At 46.0% G+C, this 17,369-nt stretch carries 17 protein-coding genes; 13 read left to right on the top strand and 4 right to left on the bottom strand.

The annotated features are described in order from the left end of the window. Nucleotides 1-3 precede the first annotated feature (3 nt). The 3 genes from D0S45_02350 to D0S45_02340 all read right to left on the bottom strand — a co-directional run bounded on the left by D0S45_02350 (nucleotide 4) and on the right by D0S45_02340 (nucleotide 2,684). On the bottom strand, nucleotides 4-387 hold the full coding sequence (locus D0S45_02350; protein TIH20202.1) for a RidA family protein: 384 nt from the start codon (nucleotides 385-387) through the stop codon (nucleotides 4-6). 372 nt (nucleotides 388-759) lie between these two features. Continuing rightward, entirely contained in the window at nucleotides 760-1,992 is a 1,233-nt protein-coding gene (locus D0S45_02345) for a dicarboxylate/amino acid:cation symporter (GenBank protein ID TIH20201.1), read from the bottom strand. A gap of 410 nt (nucleotides 1,993-2,402) precedes the next feature. Then, complete coding sequence (locus tag D0S45_02340; protein TIH20280.1) at nucleotides 2,403-2,684, bottom strand: hypothetical protein; 282 nt, start codon at nucleotides 2,682-2,684, stop codon at nucleotides 2,403-2,405. A 238-nt stretch (nucleotides 2,685-2,922) separates the two neighbouring features. On the opposite strand from D0S45_02340, the gene D0S45_02335 reads away from it, so the two are divergent. The 10 genes from D0S45_02335 (at nucleotide 2,923) to D0S45_02290 (ending at nucleotide 12,845) form a co-directional block, all read left to right on the top strand. Continuing rightward, nucleotides 2,923-3,729 carry an ABC transporter permease gene (locus tag D0S45_02335; protein ID TIH20200.1) on the top strand — a complete coding sequence of 269 codons (807 nt, stop codon included), beginning with the start codon at nucleotides 2,923-2,925 and terminating at the stop codon, nucleotides 3,727-3,729. Then, a complete protein-coding gene (locus D0S45_02330) occupies nucleotides 3,716-4,483 on the top strand; it encodes an ABC transporter ATP-binding protein (protein ID TIH20199.1) in 768 nt (255 codons plus the stop codon). The genes D0S45_02335 and D0S45_02330 overlap by 14 nt, the downstream gene beginning before the upstream one ends. 54 nt (nucleotides 4,484-4,537) lie before the next feature. Next, nucleotides 4,538-5,440: an aliphatic sulfonate ABC transporter gene (locus D0S45_02325; protein TIH20279.1), complete on the top strand. Its 903-nt coding sequence runs from the start codon at nucleotides 4,538-4,540 to the stop codon at nucleotides 5,438-5,440. Between the two features lie 6 nt (nucleotides 5,441-5,446). Beyond that, nucleotides 5,447-5,986: a hypothetical protein gene (locus D0S45_02320; GenBank protein TIH20198.1), complete on the top strand. Its 540-nt coding sequence runs from the start codon at nucleotides 5,447-5,449 to the stop codon at nucleotides 5,984-5,986. Between the two features lie 233 nt (nucleotides 5,987-6,219). Beyond that, nucleotides 6,220-7,437 (top strand): HlyD family efflux transporter periplasmic adaptor subunit, encoded by a 1,218-nt coding sequence (locus tag D0S45_02315; GenBank protein TIH20197.1) that lies wholly within the window; start codon nucleotides 6,220-6,222, stop codon nucleotides 7,435-7,437. Further along, nucleotides 7,434-8,351 (top strand): hypothetical protein, encoded by a 918-nt coding sequence (locus D0S45_02310; protein TIH20196.1) that lies wholly within the window; start codon nucleotides 7,434-7,436, stop codon nucleotides 8,349-8,351. The genes D0S45_02315 and D0S45_02310 overlap by 4 nt, the downstream gene beginning before the upstream one ends. 416 nt (nucleotides 8,352-8,767) lie before the next feature. Continuing rightward, entirely contained in the window at nucleotides 8,768-9,763 is a 996-nt protein-coding gene (locus D0S45_02305) for a DUF1611 domain-containing protein (protein TIH20195.1), read from the top strand. Continuing rightward, nucleotides 9,763-10,731 (top strand): dipeptide epimerase, encoded by a 969-nt coding sequence (locus tag D0S45_02300; GenBank protein ID TIH20194.1) that lies wholly within the window; start codon nucleotides 9,763-9,765, stop codon nucleotides 10,729-10,731. Before D0S45_02305 ends, D0S45_02300 begins: the two co-directional genes overlap by 1 nt. Nucleotides 10,732-10,765: 34 nt before the next feature. Beyond that, nucleotides 10,766-11,611 (top strand): D-amino-acid transaminase, encoded by an 846-nt coding sequence (locus D0S45_02295; GenBank protein ID TIH20193.1) that lies wholly within the window; start codon nucleotides 10,766-10,768, stop codon nucleotides 11,609-11,611. A 187-nt stretch (nucleotides 11,612-11,798) separates the two neighbouring features. Next, nucleotides 11,799-12,845: a hypothetical protein gene (locus D0S45_02290; GenBank protein TIH20192.1), complete on the top strand. Its 1,047-nt coding sequence runs from the start codon at nucleotides 11,799-11,801 to the stop codon at nucleotides 12,843-12,845. Between the two features lie 14 nt (nucleotides 12,846-12,859). Here the strand turns inward: D0S45_02290 and D0S45_02285 are convergent, their stop codons facing one another. Further along, nucleotides 12,860-14,407, bottom strand: coding sequence for an FAD-binding protein (locus D0S45_02285; GenBank protein ID TIH20191.1), 1,548 nt, complete (start codon nucleotides 14,405-14,407; stop codon nucleotides 12,860-12,862). A gap of 161 nt (nucleotides 14,408-14,568) precedes the next feature. On the opposite strand from D0S45_02285, the gene D0S45_02280 reads away from it, so the two are divergent. The 3 genes from D0S45_02280 to D0S45_02270 all read left to right on the top strand — a co-directional run bounded on the left by D0S45_02280 (nucleotide 14,569) and on the right by D0S45_02270 (nucleotide 17,368). After that, nucleotides 14,569-15,171: a flavodoxin family protein gene (locus tag D0S45_02280; GenBank protein ID TIH20190.1), complete on the top strand. Its 603-nt coding sequence runs from the start codon at nucleotides 14,569-14,571 to the stop codon at nucleotides 15,169-15,171. A 300-nt stretch (nucleotides 15,172-15,471) separates the two neighbouring features. After that, nucleotides 15,472-15,687 (top strand): hypothetical protein, encoded by a 216-nt coding sequence (locus D0S45_02275; GenBank protein TIH20189.1) that lies wholly within the window; start codon nucleotides 15,472-15,474, stop codon nucleotides 15,685-15,687. A 166-nt stretch (nucleotides 15,688-15,853) separates the two neighbouring features. Then, a complete protein-coding gene (locus D0S45_02270) occupies nucleotides 15,854-17,368 on the top strand; it encodes a hypothetical protein (GenBank protein TIH20188.1) in 1,515 nt (504 codons plus the stop codon). Nucleotide 17,369 lies beyond the last annotated feature (1 nt).

The raw sequence follows: 17,369 nt of genomic DNA, 5'->3' as shown, positions 1-17,369 counted from the left end.
GAATTATTTAAGGTTGATGATTGCTTCAACTTCGATGTCCGAGCCGAGGGGCAGAGCTGCGACCTGAAATGCGCTGCGGGCAGGGAAGGGCTTGTTAAAATATTCACCATATACGCCGTTTACTGACTGAAAGTCAGCAATGTCAGCGAGGTAGACGGTGGTCTTGACTGCATTGTCCAGAGAGGTTCCTGCCTCTTCTGCGATTGCGCTCAGGTTCTTGAAAACCTGATGAGCACGATCTTCGATGCTGCCTTCCACCATTTTTCCGGTTGCCGGATCAATGGGCAGTGCGCCGGAAGTAAAGAGCAGATCGCCTGTTGCTACAGCCTGAGAGTAAGGGCCAATAGCGGCGGGAGCGTTGGGAGTGTCGATGATTTTTTTGGTCATCTGTAAATTTCTCCGTTTAGAAATTCGGTTTATTTGTTTAAATGACGACTGTCTAATGTCGACATTTTGAAAACGTGAATACTTTCTAGCTTTGGACGGTTTCTCTGTCAATAGAAATGTGCTTGATTTCACAAATGAATAACAGGTGTTTCTTTTAACTAATCAATATTATTGTGTTTTTTTTGAGTTAAAAAATGAAAATAAAGTGTGTTTGATTAGAGAAAAAAGTATCTAATCGAGTAAATGGAATCATTACTTTGCTCTGGATAAACAATTATTCATGGTTGTATTTATGGCTTGTTGGGAAGAAAAAACCCCAAAAGCTGAGTGCCAGCTTTTGGGGGAGTGGGATATGTTGTAATGTTCGGTTGTTTATTTATGGGCTTCGGCCTCTTCCAGTTTGTCAAGGCTAGTTGCGGCAACTTCACGATCAAGTTCACCACCGAGGGAAGCAACGACTACACCTGCGGAGTTGTCGCCGAAGATATTTGTAGTTGTACGGAACATATCAAGAATTCTGTCAATACCGGCTACAATGGCGATGCCTTCCAGCGGAAGTCCTACGGATTCAAGCACCATCGTCAACATGATTAATCCTCCTCCGGGGATGCTGGCGGTGCCGACTGAAGCCAAAACAGCAGTAAGAACAATGGTCGCCTGCTGAGTAATGGTCAGCTCAATGCCGAAGGCATTAGCCACGAACATAGCTGCTACAGACTGGTATAACGCTGTACCATCCATGTTAATGGTCAAAGCCATAGGCATAGTGAATCCGAAAACTTTTTTTGGTACACCAAGTTGTTTCTGGGCACGCATGGAAAAGGGGAATGCTGCTGCTGCGCTGCATGTTGAAAGACCTACCAATGCGGGTTCCATTACTTTTTTGAGAAAGGCAACGGGGGAAACTCGTCCGATCAGGGCAATTAAGCCTGTGTATGTGAATAAGATGTGAGCGGTGCAGGCAAGAAAAGTCGCTGCAATCAGTTTGGCCATGGGCATAAGAATATCAAGTCCGAATTTACCAGTAGTCCATGCGATCAAGGCAAAAACACCATAAGGTGCGAAGCTGATAACAATGTCGGAAACTTTGAACATGACTTCCGCAATGCCTTCAAAGAATTTTTTGACAGGCTCACCGGCTTCACCAGTCATTGATAGGCCTGCTCCGAAAAGAAGGGCAAAGACGATGATTTGCAGCACGCGTCCTTTGGCAAGAGCTTCCATGGGGTTGATTGGGAACATGCTGACGAGCATTTCCATTGGTCCCACAGTTTCAGGGCGTTGGATAGCTGCAATTTCTCCAAGAGAAAGTCCTGTGCCTGGCTGTACGAAGTTAGCTACGATAAGGCCGATAACAACAGCTACAGTTGTTGTGCCCATAAAATAGGCGAGAGTTCTGAATCCGAGTTTACCTAAGTTGCGGACATCTCCGGTACTTACAACGCCGGTAATCAATGTAGAAAGAATCAGGGGGACAACAATAAGTCTGAGGCAACGGATGAAAATGTCGCCTATCGGTTTCAAGTATGCTGCTTTATCACCTAGGATTAATCCAGTTATTATTCCTAGTATTAGGCCAAGTAGTATTTTGTGGTAAAGTTTCATCCGTTACTCCTGGAAAGTTAAATGTTTCTGCATTTCTAGTTTGCCAAAGAAACTTTCTTGTATAAATGGCGATTGTCAAATGTCGACATTACTTAGAAGGATGAGTGCTTTCTAATGTTTAGATTAGTCTTTTGTCAATCTAAATGTGCAGAAATTCACAATCAGCAGAAGCAACTTGTTGTTTTGTTGTTGAAGTAATGTTTTGTATTTGGATAGTTGTTTTAGTATATTAAGCTAAGGGAATATAAGACAATTCGAGTGATAGAGGAGCGTGGAAGGAGCTATTGATACATTTAAAAGTAGAGCCATAAATGAATTAGGCGAGCTGAGTGTGTAGCAAGTAGGACAAGAAAAAAGCCATAAAGACGCTAGCGGTTTTTATGGCCTTTTTGAGTTGGATATGAAAGAGTTTAGTCGTTATCCCTGTTGCGGATATCATCACGCCAGGGCATGAGGGGCGCGCAGCAGCCTTCTCCTTCAAACAGTTGGTGTTTGGCGTCGTCACCTTCTTCCGGGTGTCCCATAAGCAGGCAGAGATAACGCCCTTTGTCTTCGGACCAGAATAGATCCGGGCATCTTCGGACATAACCGTATTTTCTGTGTGAAACCTCACACTGGTCTGAGATACAGCACCAGCCGCATCCTACACATGGTTTAATGGACAAATGACATACCGCCCCTGCGGACGGCAGATGGCATATTGAACGAGAGGACATCTACTGCCCTTGATGTAAAAAAAGACATTAAAGTGTATCCTGAAAAGAGTTGAGGCAGTATTGCATCACTATGTTAATTTAATAAAGATCTATATACAGGAAGCAAGAAATGCAAGGCCGTATGACGGGCTGGCTGTATACATAAGGGGAGCTTGATCCAAAAAAAATCCAGTTGACATTGAATTCATTTATTAAGTAGACCACTCCAATGAGAATGAAAGTGGATTTCAATATCAAATCAAAGTTAAGCCTATTAACTCCCTTTGTTTTTCCGGCCTTGATACTTCTTGTGTGGTGGTGGGTAAGTGTCAGTAACCTGGTGAATCCTTATCTGATCCCCTCACCTGAGGAGGTCTTTGAAGCAGGGAGGGATTTATTTTTGTCTGGGAAGTTGTATCTTCACACTGTTGCCAGTCTTAAAAGGGCCTTGCTGGGTTTTTCCATAACCGCCCTTATTGCGACATTGCTGGCGACGATACTTTATTTCATCCCGGTGATGGAGTCTTTTTTGAATTTTCCACTCGAATTTGTACGTACAACGCCGCCCTTAGCCGCAATTCCATTGTTGATTCTCTGGTTCGGAATCGGTGAAGGGGCAAAGCTTGCAATTATCATTTTGGCGTCCTTTTTTCCTATTTTTCTTAATACCTTGGATGGGTTGAAAAATGCGGATGCAAATTTGTTGGAAATGGGAAAAACTCTAGATTTGAACCGGGTGGAGGTCTTTCGCTTTATTCTACTCCCGGCAGCAATTCCATCTGTCATCACTGGCCTTCGGCTTGGATTCGGTTATAGCTGGCGTGCTTTGATCGGGGCTGAACTGGTCGCAGCATCTTCCGGCCTCGGCTACATGATTTTGGACGCAGAGGAATTGGCCCGCACTGATTATGTATTTGTAGGAATCATGCTTATTGGCGGGCTGGGCTTTGTATTTGATTATCTTTTCAAGAAAGCAACTGATCGAATTGTTTTATTCCTTCATCTGAAGGAATCTTTTGGAGGTGCTGATGGTCGGTATTGAGGTCAGGGGATTGTCCAAAACATATCAGGTTGATGACCGCAGCATCGACGCTCTGTCCAATGTTTCATTCACAATAGAGCCGGGTTCATTCACCGCCATTGTCGGATATAGCGGGTGCGGCAAGACCACGCTTTTCCGACATTTGGCAAGGCTGGAGTCTCCTGATGCTGGTTCCCATGCCTTTTTGTCGCAAGCAGGTGCATCAATGTCCGACTCACTTTGTCTGGGGATGATGTTTCAGGAACCGCGTTTATTACCGTGGTTGACGGTTGCCGGAAACATTAAAATAGCTTTGCGGCATAGTCGTATTTTTAATCATGAAAAAGCAATTAATGATGCTTTGGACACCGTAGGGTTGGCAAAGTTCAAGAATGCTTATCCCAAGCAACTGTCAGGAGGGATGGCGCAGCGTGTTGCGCTGGCCCGAGCCTTGTGTAGGCAGCCCGATCTCCTTTTGATGGATGAACCGTTTGGCGCTTTGGATGCCTTGACCAAAATTCAGCTGCAACGGCAATTGGCCCAGATTTGGGCAGCTCGGCCTACAACCATACTTTTTATTACTCACGATATTTCCGAAGCCGTTCTGTTGGCTGACCGGGTGCTGGTTATGGCTGATGGGCGGATTGTTGATGAGATAGCTGTTCCTCTTGCACGGCCACGCTCTGCCGGAATGCAGGATGTGGAACAGATTGCAAGTAGGCTGATGCAACGAATTGTTAACCGGACATACAGTCAAAATGGGAGTGTTCAATAAATGAAAATGTATAAAGGAATTGGTTTTTGCCTGTTAGCTTTAGCCATATGCGCTATGGCGATACCAGCTCAGGCGGAGGAATTGAAGGAGATTAATATCTCGTATGTGAAGAGTCCTTTTAATCTCCAGATCATGGTTATCAAAGAGAAAATGCTTCTTGAAAAGGAATTCACAAAAGATGGAATAAAAGTAAATTGGCACACAATTACCAGTGGTGCCAAACAGGCGCAGGCTATGGCCGCCGGATCACTTGATCTTGCTTCCGTTATTAACAGTACTTCGGTTCTGCTGGCTAACGCAGCTGGTAATAAAGTCCGCATTGTCGGCGGGGTGAGCCGTCCGGCAAAGACCTTTGCAATTGTAGCAGGGAAAAACGGCCCTCGTACAATTGAGGAGTTAAAAGGTAAAACCATTGCCGGACCTAAGGGGACTGTTTTGCATCAGATGCTGGTCGCAGCTCTCGAGAGTAAAGGTTTGAAAGAAAGTGACGTTAAAATGCTTTCCATGGGGCTTCCTAAGGCCCGTACCGCTATGCTGGGTGGTCAGGTAGATGCCGCTCTTCTGGCAGCTAGTCTGGTAATTAAGTCCGAAGAGGCAGGTGCCCACGTAGTTGCTACTGCTGACGGGCTTGTTTCGCCCAAGTTGGTGGTCGGCGCGCGGGATGAGTTCGCTCAGCAGCATCCTGATATGATTGCGAGATATCTTAAGGTTCAGCGCGAGGCTATGGATTTTATAGTCAATAACCAGAAGGAAGCAATTACCATTGGTGCTAAGGAGCAGGGAATTTCCATTAAAGATGCGACTATCCTCTTTAGTCAGTCTGGATATACCAATGCAATCACTATTGGTGATGTGGAAAGTATGCGCGAAGATTTGGCCTTCCTTCATAAGAACAACATGGTCAAGAAAACTATTAACCCTGCCGAAGCCTGCCTGCCAGTAGCTTTTATGGAGTAAATCCTGATGAATTTATTTTTTACTATTGCCGAAAGAGGCATTGAAATTCCAGTCACCCGGGAAAGTTTTATCCATTATTCCGGACCGTCACAAGTGATCGCAACCGCGCTTATGTTGCGGTTATTTTGCACTGCGATAAACGACTTGTCGCCTGGCCGGGTTCCGGAACGATCTGATATCACCGCGCTTACCGCTTTTCCGGGGCAAGGGATCAAGGATTGTATTGAATACGTAACCCGCGGAAAGACTCTGCATGAGGGGGGGCTTGAGATTGATAGTGATGCTATGCCACCTGCCCCGCACAAAGCTGCGCCTGCTCTTGTTGGCCGTTTTTACTTTGAGGTTGAGATTCGTGGAAAACGTAATGGATATTGGCCCAAGGATGGAATTTTCACTGATCACTTCAGGGAGATGGTTACAAAATGGCAGGACGGCAAAGGTTCTGCGGAGGATGAAGCTGCATATCAGCAGTTCAAACAGGAAATTATTTCGAAATTGCTTGGAACACCGGAAGGGCAGTTGTTTCATTCGGTTAAAATAAAGTAATATATTTGAGTTGATATCAATATCTCGTGTTCCCGGAGAAGTTCAAACGTTGAACTTTTCCGGGATTTTTATTTGAGTATGTTTCATTATAATTTTTGAGTTGTTCAATTCTATTTAGATGTTCATATTCTTTGTAGGTGAATATGTTTACTGATTGGATGAAAAGTGGATAAGGTGCGTAACATAGTCCGTTTATGGCTCTTTGTTGACGTATTTTAGTGATCTGGGGCAGTATGCTTGATCGTCCGTTTCACTGGCGGTGTTCTCGTTATCCTTTTTTCAAGGAGTCTTTATCCATGAAGTCCTTTCTGTGCCGTAAGTCTACTCTCTGGATTGTGTTAATTTTAATTGCGTTGCTTCCGCTTCCTTCCATCATCAGTTACATGCAGCGTTTTGTAGTGCGAAATGGCGTGGTTACCGCTTATCGTTATGAGGTTCATGCGCCAATTGACGGAGTTGTGGAAGCTATGGCCATTGTGCCGGGTATGGTTTCGCAGGGTGGAGCGGCACTGAAGATCGGCAACCGCAGAACTTCCGGGCAATATGAGACTCTTGAAAGGGAGCTGGTTGCTCTTGAAGAGAGGCTGGTAGTAAGCCGCAAGAAGCTGGATGGCTATATGGATCGCTTGATAAAGGATATTGATCAGAGCCTTGCTATTCTTTCGGCTCGTATAAAAGGAGAGAAAGCAGCTTTTAAAGAGGCGAAGCATCGCCGTAACCGCATCGCCAAGCTGGCGAAAGCCTCTGTTGCCACCAGTGAAGATGAGGACAAGGCTGAGTCGGAGTTTTTGAGAGCTGATGCAAAGGTGAGATCCACTCAGCTTGAAATGGGACAGTTGAAGCATAGGCGGGGAATGCTTAACCAGAGCATGTTGCCTAATGATCTTTCAGACGGGGCATTGCAGGTTCAAAAGCGAATAAATGATCTGGAACAAAATATTCTCGCTTGTAAGAGGCGGATGAGTGAAATTGAGAATGCCTCCGGGGTCGATGATGTGCAGAATACCCGTAACACCCGTGCGGCAGTTGCTCTGCCCGAAACTGCTGTGGTTTGGGAAGTGGATGTTCAGGATGGAATGGAGGTCAGCAAGGGGGACAGGCTTCTATCATATATAGATAGAAGCAGGCTTATGGTTGAGGTAGCTGTGGATGATGCCACACTTGAACTGGTTACTCCCGGTCAGCCGGTTAAGGTACGTCTTTACGGCAGGTCTGAGTTTATTGAAGGTAAGGTCAGCCGGGTCATGGGTTCCGGTGGGATCTGGCATTCCAATCTTTTTGCTGCCGGGATTAAAGCCCGCTCACCGCGTGATGGACGTGTGCTGGTGTTAATCGATGACCCGCAACTCTACGGGCGGGTGGAAAAGTTTTGTGGAGTCGGGCGTACTGCCTATGCAGAGTTTGAGGGGATAGGTCTTATGGAGCAGTATTTTGGAGTGTTCCTGCGATGAGTACCTCTTCCGTTTCCACTAAGTTGACGCAGGACCAGCTTACCAAGGAAAAGGCCGTATTCTGGGCCATTATTCTTGATACCGCGATTCTGGTTTTTTTTGCTGTGGCCGGATTGCTTTCCGGGTCCATGACCGCATTGTCCGAGGTTATCAGGATTCTTTTGCTGCTGACCATTGAGATTGTTTCGTACATAGTGCTTAAGCGGGCTCACCGGGGACGGTTTATGGAGTTTGAGTACGGTATCGGAAAGATCGAGCGGATTACAAATCTGCTGGTGGCTTTCGGACTGCTATTAAGCGGCATGTATATTTTGTCTAAAATCTTTTCCATGGAAGCGGGGAGCACTATATCTACCAGTATCATGATGCTGGCCATTGTAAGTGCTGCGGCTAATTTAATGGCTAATTACTATTTTTCTATCGCCTTCATCCGCTCCAATGAAAAGGAAAGTTCGGTAATCATCTCTTCCCAAATCGCTGCGAGAATTGCCAAGACAGTGGCTTCGATTATCGTGCTGGCAATCCTTATGATTACCCTTTGGCTGCCTGATCCAAGATCCGCGCGTATGGTGGACCTTTTCGGGTCATTATTCATGGTTGGCTATATGGTGGTCATAGCCGTGGGGCTGATCCGGGAAAGTCTTCCCGAGATTCTGGATCGTACAATCCCGGAACCGGAGCATTATCAACTCCTGCGCATATTGGCCCGCTATTTTGACAATTATGATGGATTTAATGGTTACAAGGCTCGCAGGTCCGGCAAGGATTTGTTTATTCTGATTAATCTGGGTTTTAATTCTGACAGAACGATTGGGCAGATTGAAGAGCTTATGAGTCCTATTCGCGTGGCAGTAGAGTCCGACTTGCCGGGGGCTTCGGTAACGATTGAGCCGCAGATAATCGTCAAAGTATAAGTACGGTTATCTTCTGTAGTTGTCTTTGTTTGTTGAGTTTAGGGTATTCCGTTTGGAATGCCCTTTTTTGTTGGTATAAGCGGGTTCTTTTGGGTTTTGTACAATTATGTAAATGTGGTGCAAAATCATTTTTTTTAATTTGAGCTAAAAACGTATAAAATTTAAAAAAGAGATAAAGTTTTAGAATTAAATTCAAGTAATAACGTTTTTGTTGAACGTTAACTCTGGTAAAAACCGTGCTTAGACAATTTTATGCATTTGTGAGGTTCGATTCGGACTGTTTTTTTGAGGGCTTTGGTTTTGTGATTTGTAACTCACTGTTATGCTGACGTTTTGTCAATTGTAGACAAATGATGGCATGCAAATTGATAAATCATCGAAACCAAATAAAAACATAAGATAAAGGGGTAGTGACAATGTTTGAAGCACCATATTTACTTTTTCTCGGAGATGCTCCCGATGCTCTGGCTGCAAAAATGGCTCAGGGTATCTATGACTGGAGACCTGAAGCTGTTGCCGGACAGTTTCGTATGGAAGATTGCGGGGCCGATCTCGGAATTAAGGATCTTTCCATTAAAGAGGCGGCTGAAGCAGGCGCAAAAACTTTGGTCATCGGCGTTGTAAACCGCGGCGGAGTTATTTCCGAGAGCTGGAAGTCCATTTTAGTAGAAGCTCTCGAGGCCGGTATGGATATCGCGTCAGGTTTGCATACTTTGTTGCGTGATCAGCCTGAGCTTGTTGAGGCTGCCGAGAAAAACGGACGTTCCTTGCACGATGTGCGTATCCCTACTGTAAGTTATCCCATTGCAAATGGTAAAAAGCGCGCTGGCAAACGTTGCCTTGCCGTGGGTACAGACTGTTCTGTTGGTAAAATGTACACCACTCTCGCCATGGATCGCGAGATGAAAAAACAGGGACGTAAATCAACTTTTCGTCCAACAGGACAAACCGGAATTCTTATTGAAGGTAACGGTGTTCCTCTTGATGCTGTTATTGCCGACTTTATGGCTGGATCAGTTGAATACATCACTCCTGAGAATGATGCAGATCACTGGGATTTTATTGAAGGGCAGGGTAGCCTCTTTCATGCCTCATATTCCGGCGTGACCATGGCCTTGATCCATGGCGGACAGCCCGATGCTTTGATTCTTTGCCACGAGCCTACCCGTGAAACCATGCGCGGGCTCCCTGATTACACCTTGCCTTCTCTTGAAGAATTGCGGGGAATGGTTATGCCCATTGCCAAAGTTGTTAATCCCGATTGTAAGGCTGTTGCCTGTTCCATTAATACTCAGCACATGTCTGAAGATGAGGCCATGACCTATCTTGCCGAAGTGGAAAAACAAATGGGCCTTCCCGCTGTTGATCCTTTCCGTCAGGGTGCGCAGCGTCTGGTTGAGGCTCTGGGCTAATGAAAATATCGGTTACAAAAGATGTTTTTCCACTGGCGCAGGTTTTTACCATTGCGCGTGGATCGCGGACCGAAGCTGTCGTGCTGCGGGTCGAAATTGAGGAAAACGGTTTTACCGGGCGTGGGGAATGCGTTCCCTATGCCCGTTACAACGAAACCGTTGAATCTGTGACAGCCCAGATTGAAGGGATGGATATTCCATTGACTCTCGAGGAATTGCAATCCGTCTTGCCTGCCGGAGCGGCTCGTAATGCTGTAGATTGCGCTCTTTGGGACCTTGAAGCCAAAAAAGCAGGAGTCTCCGTTTGGAAGCTGGCAGGAATCAGTGAGCCGACACCGGAAATAACCGCTTACACCCTTTCTCTCGGCACCCCGGAAGCAATGGAAAAACAGGCTGCTGAGAATTCCGATCGTCCTTTGCTGAAAACAAAACTCGGCGGTGGAATCGAAGATATCTCCCGCATTGAGGCTGTACGCAGGGGAGCACCTGATGCCCGCATAATCGTGGACGCCAATGAGGGCTGGACCGCAGATATTTATCGTGAAATGGCTCCGGTGCTGGTTCGTCTCGGGGTGGAAATGGTTGAACAGCCGCTTCCCGCTTCAAACGATGACGCCTTGCTGGAGATCGAAAGAGTTCTTCCTGTCTGCGCCGATGAATCCTGTCATGACCGGGATTCTTTGGCTTCCTTGAAGGGCAAGTATGATATGATCAACATCAAGCTGGATAAAACTGGCGGTCTGACCGAAGCCTTGAAACTTCGTGAAGCTGCTTTGGCTGAAGGGTATAAGGTTATGGTCGGTTGCATGGTCGGTTCTTCGCTGGCTATGGCTCCCGCAGTGCTGGTGGCCAGTGGTGCCGCTATCGTAGACCTTGACGGGCCTTTGCTTTTGGCCGAAGACAGGGAATATCCTCTGGAATACGATGACAAATTTGTCTTTCCCCCGCAAAGTTCTTTGTGGGGTTAGTAGTTAATCTCTCATATTGGAATAAGTGAATATAATGAGTCGTACTGTATTTGTTAATGGTGCTTATGTGTCTGAAGAAGACGCAAAAGTTTCTGTTTTCGATCGTGGTTTTTTGTTTGCGGATGGTATTTATGAAGTTACCGCTGTAGTAGATGGTAAAATCTGTGAGTGGGATGGGCATGTGACTCGTCTTGAGCGTTCTCTTGGTGAAATCGGAATGGCTATGCCCATGAGTGCAGCTGAACTTCTTGAAGTCCACCGCGAGATGGTTAAGCGCAATGACCTTGAGGAAGGCGCAATTTATCTTCAGGTTACCCGTGGTGCCACTGACCGTGATTTTGTCATGCCCGAAGGTCTTGAACAGACAGTGGTCCTCTTTACTCAGGCCAAGATCCTTACCGGTAAAAAATCCGGTTTGCGCGTAATTTCTGTTCCCGATATCCGTTGGGGCCGTCGTGATATCAAGACCGTGCAGTTGCTGGCAGCTTCTCTGGTCAAGACCGAAGCCAAGAAACAAGGTAAGGATGATGCATGGATGGTGGAAGACGGTTTTGTAACCGAAGGTTCTTCCAACAATACCTACATTGTGACTAAAGAAGGGAAGATTATTACCCGTAATCTTACCAATTCCATCCTGCCGGGCATAACCCGCAAATCCGTGCTTCGTCTCGCTGATGAAATGAAAATGGAAATCGAAGAGCGTCCTTTTACTATCGAGGAAGCTCAGCATGCAGTAGAAGCTTTTATGACCGCAGCAACCTCTTTTGTCACTCCGGTTATTGAAGTTGACGGAGTTCAACTCGGCGACGGCACTCCCGGTCCGGTGAGCAAGCGTCTCAGCGAAGTTTATATTGAGGAAAGCCGCAAAGCTTCCTGTTAAATAAATTTGCGTGACTTGGGGAAGTTTACGCTCCTGAACAGACAGCAGTCTGTGTTTATTGCTTAAAAGGCGGTCCATCTCGATTGAGATGGACCGCCTGTTTTATTATTGAGATTGTTGGGTGATGGGTATTTTACTGAAAAAGACAGGAGGTTGTAAAAGAGGTTGCTGCTATGATATATGTTAAATGATGTATGCAATAAATTTGAGACAAATAATATATCCGTTTGAGAATATATCAACGCTGATTTGTGTTTTATCCGCGTTGATGGGGGTTCTTTTTGTTTCGTACACCCCTGCAATAGCCATGGATAAGAGTGTTGTTATCGTTAACAGTTACAACAAGGATTTTAAGTGGGTGCAAGAGCATAACGGTGTTTTGCAAAGAGGATTAGCTGGAAAGGCAGATGTATTTTTTCACTACCTTGATTTTAAAAGGCTGGGTAAAGATCAGTGTGAGCGAAATGTTGAAGTCATCAAAACCATTGTGGATGAACAAAGGCCGGACGTTGTTGTTTTGACTGATGATTATGCGCTTAAGGTTTTGGGGCAGTATCTTGTGGATAGGGATATTCCGGTCGTTTTTTTGGGTATAAACGGCAATGCCCGGGGCTATGTGGATAATATCCGCAAGATTACGGGGGTTTTTGAACGTCCTCTTGTTAAACGGTCCGTTGCGTATTTAAAGGAAATTATGGGGCCGGGTAAGTTTCTTGTGCTTATGGATGATAGTTTGAGTTCAAAGGTGTTTGTGCGGGAGTCCTTGAATGACAAGCTGGAGCTTGATGTTTCTGGAGCCCATGCTGATATTGTTTTGATTGATGATTATCAGGACTGGCAAGAGCAGGTGAGAAGGGCAAAAGTTGAAGAATATTTGTGTATCGTCATAGGTACGTATCACATTTTTAAAGATAAACAGGGTAACCATATTTCCAGTGCGGATGTTATAAAATGGACTTCAAAGCATGCGCCTGTCCCTGTGTTTGCGCTTTGGGGTTTCTCTGTAGGACAGGGCAAGGCCGTGGGCGGTTATGTGCTTTCCGGTGTTGATCAGGGGCGCGAAGCATTAAAGATGGTTAAAAGAATACTTGCCGGGGAAAATCCGGACGCAATTCATCCCGTTATAGGTAAAAAAGGGCAGCTTTTATTCAGTGAACCTGAAATGAAGCGTTGGGATGTTAATATCCCAACATCTTTGAGTTTCAGAGGTTTTCAGGTTAGGATAATTCGCTGATATTTAATGTCTTTCTAGGTCAACATTCGTGAGGCTGCCAGTGCACATTTCTCGCCGTCCATAGCGGCGGAAATAATACCTCCTGCATATCCGGCTCCTTCTCCGCAGGGGAAAAGTCCTTTAATCTGTACATGTTCCAATGTTTCGCGATCCCTTGGTATGCGTACCGGGGAACTCGTGCGTGATTCCACAGCCAGCACCTTGGCCTCGGTGGAATCAAATCCCTTAAACTTCTTGCCTAATTCTTTGAGGCCGTTGCGCAGAGCCTCAGACTGAATGAAGGGCAGCAGTTCATGTACCGGGGCTGAGTATGTACCGGGGATGTATGATGTTTTGGGGATGGATTTTGATACACGTCCGGCAATGAAATCGTTGACTCGCTGGGCCGGAGCCTGTTGGGTTTTGCCGTCCCCGGCTGCGAACATTTGTTTTTCCGCAGCCGCCTGATAATCCAGCGCGCAGAATGGGTTACCCTGATTTTCCAGATCTTCAAGCTTTACTTCCGCCACAAGGCCTGCGTTGGCAAAGGGGGCATTGCGTGCGGCAAGGCTCATTCCGTTCAGGACTAATTCTCCCGGAGCAGTTGAGGCCGGAACAATGTATCCGCCCGGACACATGCAGAATGAAAATACCCCGCGTCCCATAGCCTGAGTTGAAATACGGTAGCTGGCGGCAGGCAGATTTTCGTGGCGCGGTGATTGGTGATAGAAAATTTTATCGATCAAAGGCTGAGGGTGTTCGATTCGGACGCCCAAAGCAAATGGTTTTGCTTCAATTCTGATGTCCTGATCATTGAGGGCATGAAAGATATCCCGCGCAGAATGTCCGGTGGCGAGGATGACGGCGTCAGCTTTGATCTCGTTGCCTTTTGCAATCACTCCGGTCATGCGGCCATCATTAAGGATGAAGGAGTCCACGCGGGTGTTGAAGTGGACTTCCCCGCCGCAGGAAATAATGTCGTCTCGCATTTTGTTAACAATACGCGGCAGTACGTTGGAACCGAGGTGGGGGTGGGCGTCAATGCGGATATCACCCGGTGCGCCATTAGCGATGAGCAGGTCGAGGATGCGGCCTACATTGCCGCGTTTGGTTGCCCGGGTATATAGCTTGCCGTCTGAGTATGTTCCGGCTCCGCCTTCACCGAAGCAGTAGTTGGAATCCGGGTTGATCAGCCCTTCGGTGTAAATTTTTTTCAGGTCCTTGCGGCGATCATTTACGGTACGACCGCGTTCAATGATGATCGGCTTGATTCCCTGCTCAAGTAGAGTGATGGCTGCAAAATATCCAGCGGGTCCGGCCCCGGCAATGACCACCTGTTTGCCGTTCAAAGGTTGGGGAGTGAATACTGATTCCTGCGGTTCCACGGTATCCGGGTCGCCAATGGTAACATGAAGTACAAAGTGCGGTTTGCGGGAGCGGGCATCAATTGAACGACGCAGCACGCGGGTAGAAATGGTTTTATCATCCGGCAACCCGGCAGCTTTCAAGGCTTCCTTGCGAATAGCATCGGGAAGGTTGATCTGTTCGGGGTTTATTTTGATCTGTACTTTTATCTGTTTCATGACGGCGGCCCTCTTTAATTATTGAAGTCAGGTTACCTCTACTGACTGGCCTGTTAAAGTCAACGATAAATTGTGTTGCTAGGTGGGCAGTTTGTTTTTCATACTTTTAGTTGATTCCCATCATCCAAGCTTTGGTTACTTTTCTTAAAAGGAGAATAAATATGAAAGTAACTATTGTTAATGGGAGTGCCAGGAAGAAAGGGAATTCCCATGCCATTGTTAATGCTTTGTGTGAGACCCTTGCTGATAGGGCCGAAATCAATACTTACGAGTTGGGTAGTATGGAAAATTCCGGGTGTCTCGGTTGTATGTCCTGCAAGGGCAAAACCGAACGTTGCGCTATAAATGATGACCTTGCTCCGGTTTATGATGCAATGCATGAAAGTGATGTGCTCGTTTTGGCTAGCCCGGTATATTTTGGCGATGTGAGTGGTCAGGCCAAAATTTTTATAGATCGCCTTTATCATCTTTTTACTCCTGATTTTCATGAAGCTCTTGAGTTTGAAGCCGGTTCCGAAGAAGGCAGACGGTTCAGCCGTCTCAAAAATGGTGTTAAGCTTGTCTTCGTTCTTTCGCAGGGTGCTCTCATGGAAGACATGTACGCGGATATTCAGGAACGTTATCCGGTGTTTTTTAAATATCTTGGATTTTCAGAAGTTCACACTATACGGGGGCTTGGTGATCCCGTTTTTTATCCTGATGCACACCGCATGGAAGATGCGCTTGAGCAGGCCCGTGAGCTTGGCAGGAAATTGAGCAATTAAGAGGGCATTTTTGCTTAAGTCACTCGAATCCTTACGAATTGTTTAGCCGGATGTTTGGCTTGTTAAAAAGCGAACAATGGAAACGTTTTTTTACTAAATGATGAAGCCGTCACCTTCTTGGTGGCGGCTTTTTTTGTTAAAAATTATGCAAAATGAATTTTTGAAAGCAGTGAAGTTCTAAATTGTGAAAATAAGCGTAAAGTTTATTTAAATGTGAAAAAAAGAATTAATAAAAAACTGTTGACGAGGGTGCTTTTCGGCGTATGTTTTTCTTAACGTCTTTCAAAAAGGAGCTAAGAGATGGCATTAGAATTGTATTTCGCACTAACTCTATTGTTTTTTGTTTCTGTGAGTGCTGTGGCTGAAGCAGAGCAGTATGTTGAGGATAATGTTTCAATTAAATCAAAAAGAATTAATGGTGTAATTGAATTGTTAAAAGATAGAATTGCAAAATTTTATCGTAATGATGATGAATTTTACTGTTTTTTTAAAAAAGATGCATTTGATTTGAACTAATTTAATTAAAAATTAATTCGTATCAAAACAAAAACCCCGCTCTGATTTTTGGAGCGGGGTTTTTGTTGTGGGCAGTTTTTTGGGATAAATCGCGTGTCCATTCTCTTATAATTATGTATTATATTGTCAGGAGTCTGTTTTTACGGAGCAAAAGCTATCAGGAAGGATGCATATGAGGAAGGTTATATTTTTTTCTTTATTATTGCTGGTCATGGCTGGAGATGGGGTGGCAAAAGACCTTTGTCTTGGCGCGAGGACATTGGCCGATGTGGCGGTCAAGACTTTCAAGAGCGATAAGAAAAAAGGCCTCTCTTCCATGATCCGGGCCTCGAAGATGTGTCCGAAAGACAAGGAGATCAGCTACAATCTCGGGGTGATGTATTACAGGTACAAACGTCCGGATAAGGCTTATGAGATTCTTGCAGCGTTGGCGGAAGAGTCCGGTTCCGCAAAGGACGCCGCCACGGTGGGCTGGCTGGCCTTTAAGCTTGGTCGTTATGATCTTGCTGAGAAATGGGCTCTCAAGGCTGGGGGCAAGGATAAAAATTCATCTCGCCTAAGGGTGGAATGTCTTTACCGCAAGGGGAAGTATCGCGAAGCATTGAAGTATGTCTCCGCACGCAAGGGGCTGCTGCCGGGTGAAGATAAGAAGGCTGCCGGGTATCTGGCTGAACAGCAGTGGCAGTTGTTCCGTCGCGGCGATAAAGAGCAAGCCCTGCAAGGAATGGCTGAATTATCGCATGAATTTGCTAAAATACCACTTTTCAGCGAGGAAGTTGCCAAGATGGCTGCGGCACTTGGTGATGATTCCATGATCCCCCTGCCCGAGCCGCTCCCGGATCAGGTGGCGGGAGTGCCTACAGTAGGGACTGCCACTTTTTCAGAGCAGAACGAGGTTTTGGATATTCGCGGGGCAAAACAGTCCATGAAGACGACTGATAAGGCCTATGCGGTGATAGTAGGTATCCGCAATTACCGGAATATCAAGGGGCCGCGTTATGCGGATAACGATGCCCGACAGATGTACAACCTGCTGACCCGCCGGGCCGGATTCAAGAACGACAGTGGGCATGTGAAATTGTTGCTCAACCGTGAAGCTACCTACGGCAATATCATAAATGCCCTGAATTGGCTGGATAAGAAAGCTCGGCTTAATCCCGGTGCAAAGATTGTCTTTTATTTTTCAGGTCATGGTTCACCCGTCCTGAGTGCTGACAATAAAAACTTTGCAGACGGACTGCTGGTTCCCAGTGAAGCGATTCTTTCAGGGATCAGTGGTCGTACAGCCATTTCCATGAAGGAGTTGGATCGGCAGTTCGGACGAATTAGAAATAATAATATTATCATGATCGTGGATGCTTGTTTTTCCGGTACGAAGTCCGCAACCGGGTTGAAATTGATTGTACCCAAGGTAAAAAAATCCTTCTTTTCCGCTAAGAAACAGGTCATCACCGCTTCGTCATCGGACCGTCCGGCTGAAGAGTATTCCTCCGGCAGGCAGGGGGCGTTCAGTTACTTTTTCATCAAGGCCATGCTGGGTGAAGGCGATGCAGACGGTAACGGCTGGGTCGATACTCAGGAAGCGTTTAGTTATGCCAGATCAAAGTTGAATGCTCTTGATCTGGACCAGAATCCGCAAATTACCACCAAGTCCAAACATAAGCTTTGCAAGGTGAAGTAAG

Source organism: Marinifilum sp. JC120 (assembly GCA_004923195.1).
GTDB lineage: Bacteria > Desulfobacterota > Desulfovibrionia > Desulfovibrionales > Desulfovibrionaceae > Maridesulfovibrio.
The sequence above is the reverse complement of the archived record's forward strand: the minus strand, read 5'-3'. Positions and strand labels throughout refer to the sequence as shown.